We start from the raw sequence: 4,433 nt of genomic DNA on the forward strand, positions 1-4,433 counted from the left end.
TGCGCGTATCACCCCGTCCTTTTGAGAGGGGATCAAGCAAGGGGAAAGGACGTCAATACTTCAATAAATTGCTCAAAATCCTGAAGATGATTTTGTATGACATGTACAACGATATCGAGATTGAGTTCTTGGTAGTCATGAACGGCGATGTTACGTAGACCGACCATTTTTTTTAAATTATCAGCGAGCGATTGATTTATAATGTTATTTTGCGCCAGCAAGGTAAAGCTGTCTCGGCTACTTTGGGGGATACCCAATTGTTGTTGGCGGTTAATATGATTGGCTATGTCGATACTTGCTTCGCAGCAGCGTTGTAAATTGAGGATTACGCTATCTTGCTGAGTGAAGTCTTGTTTGAACGTGCTGCCGTCGCCATAGACTTGTTGGATACGTTTTATGCAACGTGTGATGGTAGCTATTTTATTGACAATAATATCGTTCAAAGCGATTTTTCCTGTGATCGTTGATTGCAATTTTTAGTCGTCAGCTCATCAATAATTGCGCGTCTTTCATCTTGTAGATGTTGATACATTGAGATGGTCTTAACTGCAAAAATATCTTCATCTTGCTCAGTTCCCCAAAGTCGCTTGCCTTGGGTGACGACTTGCTGACATAGCACTGTCGATGCTGTGCGTAAATCGACCAGATCAACATCAATATCTAATTCTGAGGCCAGTTTTTCGGCAATGTGCCAGCGAGTGATATTGTCTAAGCTTGCATCGGCAAGTACCGCGATATCAATATCGCTGTTGTGATGTTGCGTTCCTTGTGCATAGGAGCCAAACAGGTAAATCAATTTTAATTGCGGAATGTTATCTCGCAATAAGTTTATGATAATGCTTTTATTTAGTTGTTGCATAGACCCATTGCCGATGAATGAATATGGTTCGAGTATACATGATTAAAGCATATGACTGCATCGGGCGTTTCGTTCAAGGACATGACTACGCGGCGGCTGGGACGCTTTGCAGGCTTATCGCCCACCTCGAGCGAGGATTTACGGCAAAATGGTTAATACTCCATAATCTACCCGTCACCTAGCGCCGCCCTAGCCGCGAGTGCCCTCGCTCGCTTCTAGAAGGCGACTCTGCTTTTCCTGTATACTGCAGTACTTTTGGCTTTTTAAGCTGTCGCTGTGTGGTAGAGATAATGCGGATTTTGGTTACGGGTGGCGCGGGGTTTATTGGTTCAGCTTTAGTGCGGATGCTCATTTCGCAAACACACTGTCATGTGCTCAATCTTGATAAATTAACCTATGCCAGCCACCCTGATGCCTTGGCGGATATTGCCGCTAACGAGCGCTATCAATTTGTGCAGGCTGATATTAGTGATCGCGCCAAAGTCGATGCCATATTTCAGCAATTTCAGCCTGATGTGGTAATGCATTTAGCCGCCGAAAGTCATGTCGATCGCTCTATTGCCGGTCCTGCAGCATTTATCCAAACCAACATAGTTGGTACTTACACGTTGTTAGAAGCGGCACGCCACTATTGGCTGCAGCTTGAGGCCTCACCAAAAGCGCGGTTTAGATTCCATCATGTTTCTACCGATGAGGTATACGGTTCATTGGGGGAGAGTGGGCTGTTTGTTGAAACCAGTGCTTACGATCCCAGTTCGCCTTACTCGGCCAGCAAAGCCTCAGCGGATCATCTGGTGCGCGCGTGGCATCGAACCTATGGTTTACCGGTTGTTATCACCAACTGTTCTAACAACTATGGGCCTTACCAATATCCTGAAAAACTGATCCCATTAATCGTGAATCACGCGCTACAGGGGAAGCCCTTGCCCATTTATGGCAATGGGCAACAGGTGCGCGATTGGTTATATGTTGATGATCATGTGAATGCGCTGTGGTTGGTGGCGACTCAAGGTCAGCTTGGGCAAACCTATAATATTGGTGGCTTAAATGAGCGTAGTAATCTTGAGGTTGTGCAGCATATCTGTGATTTGCTTGAGGAGTTAGTGCCGACTCATCCCCAGTCTTTAGCGATGAATGGCCTAGGGTTTCGGCAGTTAATTCACCATGTTGTTGATCGCCCGGGTCACGATGTGCGCTACGCCATTGATGCCAGTAAAATCCAGCGTGAACTTGGTTGGCAACCGTTAACCGCTTTTGACTCCGGTCTTAAAAAAACCATTGAGTGGCTCGTCGCGCAGTACGTTTGATTAACCGCCTCTTTGCTACCAAGGTCGATACCAACACTGGCTGTACCTGAGCTTGGTTGTGTACGACTTCAACCACGACATTAAAGTACCAGCGGCCTTGCGCCAGTTAAGGCGAGCCTTTTTAAATTGAATTCGGCGAGTAACGTATTCTTTGGCGATACATTGGAGCGTCTGACTGTGAAGCCCTAATTCCTTGTTTGCGCTTTTGGTGTAAGGGTGAATATCAAATACAGACAAAAACCGCCCCCGCACTTTGATGGATCGCGAGCTTAACTCGTTAATCTAATTCCAGACAAAGTTAACGGCATTAGTTTGTTGGCCTAATGCTGTTGCATGTTTGTCTTTCACTCTTAATTTCAATGTTTTTGTGCATTTCATTTGAACCGAGTGCGCTTGGAATATTCGGCAAACAATATCCGTTATTAACAGCACAAATAGCCTAGCGCTTACATCCCCACCCTAGAAGGGTGGGGTTTTACGCTTAATCAAATAAAATGAGTTATCTCATTACGGCGGCGCACGCACAATCTGTAATAACCGTTGGCAATAAAAAGCCCCCGCAAGCGTCAAGCCCGCGCGATAACAATCATCAATCCCTTCATCAGGTTGAACTTATCCCCCTGTTAGTCATTCCAGCCTAAACCTTCGCCCGACAGGTCGGTGAATAGTCGCAAAGCAATGGCCGTTTATCGAGCAAGGTTAACCCAACGGTTAACGATGCTAGCGAGCGGGGCTGGATAGCAAACGGGTCAATCAACCTAATATCGATTAACCAGAGGCCTTTTAGCGTTTTTTTAGAGGTTAAAGTGCACTTTTAACGTGTTAAAAATAGTGCTTATCATTACTTATGTTGTTGTAAGTAATGGTTTTATTGTTTTAGCAAGTATTGAGATATCTATGGATTTTGATATGTGCTCTAGCTCTAATTTTTCGTGGTTTGCCTGCTCCATCATGGCGCCACTGGTCAATTGTTTGTGTCGTTCAGTGAACAGTTAGGTTCAGTGGAAAATATAAAACTAATGATAATTAGGAGTGAGTGATGACGCGATGGAAATCCACAGTAGCCTTAAGTGTGCTGCTTGGTTTAGGTTCTGCAGTATGCGCTAGCGCAATTGCCGCCGATGCTAAATCGGATGGTAAAGTGATACCAGGACATGGGAATAAACAACAATCTTCTTATGCCCAAGGCATTATAGCCAACCCAGATACCACATTAGAAACCCGCGGCGTGAGAACGCTGCAGGATTATATTGTTGCGGAACAAGAATTGTTTGATTTTCTTTTTGAAAATCACCCAGTTTTTAAATATGAGGAACAAGGACGCTTATTAGGTAAATACAAAATTAGCGACCGTGGTGAAGAATATTTAAAAGAAGGCAGTAGTACTGCTTATAGTAAGCACAATAAAGAAGTTAACTCTAACGACGGTACAGCGGTCACTTACAGCAAATATACCGACGGTACTCGCCCAATGGCGCTGCAATACCGTTTAGGGGCCAAATCAATTTTGGATTTCCCTAACAAGTTTGTTGGCCCAGAAAAGTGTGGTGAGTGTCACGCACCTGAGTACGAGAAATGGAAACGCTCACGTCACTCTAAAGTTGTACGTTTTCCAGGTGAGCATCCAGAAGTGGATAACAACCTGAACAAAACCATGTATGGCACCAAAGATACCTCGATTTTGCCTGATGGTATTAATGCTGATGATATTTACGCCACTATTGGTACGCCACGGACTAAATACGGTTTTATCGATGGCTATCTCGTTCGTGGCTCGTACCATATTCGCGACGGTCTATTAAAGGACGGTAGTGGGACTATGGTTGCTGGTGGTAACCAATTCTCCCGCCCATGGGCCGAATGGTTAACCCCTGAAATGGCTAAAAAAATCAATAAAGTGATTCCTTCTTTCCCAACGAAGATGGAAGACTTTGGTGATAGCGGTTCACACCAATGGGGTATGAGCTCTTACGGTGCGAAATACGAGAAAGAATTCCTGTTCCAACCTGCGAGTTCTTACTGCGAAATGTGCCATTCATTCAAGTTTGACTTCCAAACGAAAGATGAGTTTTTCGCTGCCTTAGGTAACCCGAAAGAGCTGCAAAAGCACACGATTTCAAAGGGTGTGACCTGTGAAGAGTGTCACGGCGCAGGCGGTCACTTAGATGGCGGTATCGGTGGTGGCATGCCTTCGAACTGTTCTCGTTGTCACCAACGTTTCAACTTCGCTGAAGAATTGGCCGAAACGCCACAAGCGAAAGAGAAGC

Annotated in this window: 4 protein-coding genes; 2 read left to right on the forward strand and 2 right to left on the reverse strand. The window is 45.0% G+C overall.

The window, feature by feature from the left end; all coding sequences use genetic code 11:
• Positions 1–32 precede the first annotated feature (32 nt).
• Entirely contained in the window at positions 33–443 is a 411-nt protein-coding gene (gene hepT, locus ACRCZA_RS01500; RefSeq protein WP_438672720.1) for a type VII toxin-antitoxin system HepT family RNase toxin, read from the reverse strand.
• The gene (gene mntA / locus ACRCZA_RS01505; RefSeq protein WP_438672721.1) at positions 440–859 is read right to left on the reverse strand and encodes a type VII toxin-antitoxin system MntA family adenylyltransferase antitoxin; all 420 of its coding nucleotides are present in this window, start codon (positions 857–859) and stop codon (positions 440–442) included. Before mntA ends, hepT begins: the two co-directional genes overlap by 4 nt.
• 290 nt (positions 860–1,149) lie before the next feature.
• On the opposite strand from mntA, the gene rfbB reads away from it, so the two are divergent.
• Both rfbB and ACRCZA_RS01515 read left to right on the forward strand, forming a co-directional pair.
• Entirely contained in the window at positions 1,150–2,166 is a 1,017-nt protein-coding gene (gene rfbB / locus ACRCZA_RS01510) for a dTDP-glucose 4,6-dehydratase (protein WP_438672722.1), read from the forward strand.
• Positions 2,167–3,205: 1,039 nt separating this feature from the next.
• Positions 3,206–4,433 (forward strand): cytochrome c3 family protein (locus tag ACRCZA_RS01515; protein ID WP_438672723.1); only part of this gene is annotated, 1,228 nt, incomplete at its 3' end.

The sequence above is a fragment of the Shewanella sp. genome (assembly GCF_051658185.1).
Lineage (GTDB): Bacteria > Pseudomonadota > Gammaproteobacteria > Enterobacterales > Shewanellaceae > Shewanella.

Bases quoted from the DNA above. Each gene is read 5' to 3' on its own strand.
- rfbB (WP_438672722.1), top strand. From the start codon at position 1,150: ATGCGGATTTTGGTTACGGGTGGCGCGGGGTTTATTGGTTCAGCTTTA.
- mntA (WP_438672721.1), bottom strand. From the start codon at position 859: ATGCAACAACTAAATAAAAGCATTATCATAAACTTATTGCGAGATAAC.